The organism is Psychrobacter sp. I-STPA6b (assembly GCF_020662265.1).
Classification (GTDB): domain Bacteria; phylum Pseudomonadota; class Gammaproteobacteria; order Pseudomonadales; family Moraxellaceae; genus Psychrobacter.
Genome location: NZ_VEWM01000099.1, coordinates 1 through 1878, shown reverse-complemented (window position 1 = coordinate 1878; position 1878 = coordinate 1). Strand labels below are relative to the sequence as shown.

General features: G+C 47.7%; 2 protein-coding genes. Both read left to right on the top strand.

Annotated elements, in window-relative coordinates; genetic code table 11:
- On the top strand, positions 1-950 hold a 950-nt coding region (locus FHK88_RS14565; RefSeq protein ID WP_227431005.1), incomplete at its 5' end, for a hypothetical protein.
- Between the two features lie 671 nt (positions 951-1621).
- A partial coding sequence (locus tag FHK88_RS14560) for a hypothetical protein (protein WP_227431004.1) occupies positions 1622-1878 on the top strand: 257 nt, incomplete at its 3' end.

The following is a 1878-nucleotide window of genomic DNA, read 5'->3' as shown; positions in this document are numbered from 1 at the left end:
AGAGAGGAGGAGGAAGAGGAAGAGGGGGAGAAGAGAAAGAGAAAAGAAGAAGAAAAAAAGGGAGAAAAAAGGGAAAAAAAGAGGGAGGGGAGGGAAAGAGAAAAAAAAAGAGAAAAAGGAGAGGAGGGGAAGAAGGAAAAAGAAGAAAAAGGAGGAAAAAAGAAAAGAAGAAAAAGGGGAAAAGAAGAAGAAGAAGAAGGAGGAAAAAGGGAGAGGGGGGGAGGGGGAAAGGAGGAAGGAAATATGAAAAAAAAAAAAGAAGGAGGAGAAGGATAATCGCTGGGGAAGGAAAGGGAGAGGAGGAAAGAGAAGGAGGAAGAAGAGAAGAGAGAGGGAAAGAAGGAAAAGAAGAAGAAAGGGAAGAAGGGGGGGGGGAAAGAGGGGAAGGGAGGGAAGAAGGGGGAAAGAGGAAAGAAAAGGGGGAGGGGAGGGAGAGGGGGAGGGGAAAAGAAGGGGAGAGAGGGGAGGGAGGGGAGGAGAGAGGAGGGGAGGAAGAGAAAGGAGGGGAGAGGGAAGGGAAAGGAGGGGGAAAAAAGGAGGAAGAAGAAGGAAGAAGGGGGAGAAAGAGGAAAAAAAAGAAAAAAAAAAAAGAAAGAGAGAGGGAGAGGGAGGGGGGGGAGAGGAAGAGAGAAGAAAGAGAAGAGAAAAGAAAGAGAGGAGGGAAAGAGGAAAAGGAAAGGAAAGGAGGGGAAAGGAGAGAGGAAAGGAGAGGAAGGGAAAAGGGAAAAGGGAGAAAAAGAAAGAGAAGGAGAAAAAAAAGAGAGAAGAGAAAGGAGGGGGGGAGGGGAGAGAAAGGGAGGAAGAAAGAGGGAAGAAGAGGGAGAGGGGAGGGGGGGAGGGGGAGGGAAGGGGAAGGAGAGGAGGAGGGAAAAGAGAAGGGGGAGAAGGGAAAAAAAAGGAAAAAGAAAGGAGAAAGGGAGAAAAGAATAGGAGAAAAAAAGGAAGGGTAAAGAAAAAGGAAGGGGAAAAAGGAAAGGGAGGAAAAGGAAAGGGGAAGGAAGGGGGGGGAGGGGAGGGAGGAAGGGAAAGGAGAAAAAAAAAGGGGGAAAGAGAAAGAAGGGGGGGAAGAGGAAGGGGAAGAAGGAAAAGAGGAAGGGGGGGGAGAGGGGGAAGAAAAAGAAAAAAGGGGAGGGGGAAGAAAAAAAAGGAAAAGGAGGAGGGGGGAGAGAAAAAAAAAAAAAGGGGAGAAGAAAGGGAAAGGGAGGAGAAAGAGGAAAGGGAAGGAGGGGAAGGAGAGAAGAAAGAAAGGAGAGAAGGAGGGAAAGAAGAAGAGGAAAGAGGAGGGAAGGGAGAAAGGGGGGAGAAGAGAAGAAAAAAAGAAAAGAAAAAAAAGAGGGAGAAAAGGAAAGAAAGGAAAGAAAAGGGAGGGAAGGAGGAAAGAAAAGGAAGGGAGAAAGAGGAGGAAGAAAAAGGAAGAGGGGAGAAAGAGAAGGGGGGAGGAAGGGGGGGGAGAAAAGGGGGAGAGAGGAAAGGGAGGAAAGGGGAGGAGGGGAAAAGAAGAGGGAAAAGGAGAAAAAAGAAAGAGAAAGGGAAAAAGAGGGAGAAGGAAAAGGAAAAGAAAAAAAAGGAGAAAGAGGAAAAGGAGAGGGGAGGGAGGGGAGAAGAGGAAAGGAAAGGAGGGGTGGAGGAAAGAAAGAAAGAGGAGAAAGAAAGAGGGAGAAGAGAGAGAAAAAAAGAGGAAGGAAGGGGAAAAAAAGAAAAAGAAAAAAGGGAGGAGGGGGGGGGGAAGGGAGAAGGGGAGAGAAAGAAGAAAGGGGGGGAGGGAAGAGAGGGGAAAAGAGGAAGAGGAGAAAAGGAAGAAAAAAAGGGAGGGGAAGAAGGGGAGAGAAGGAAAAAAAAAAAAGGAGAAAAAGGGGGAAAGAAGAGGAGAGGAAAGAG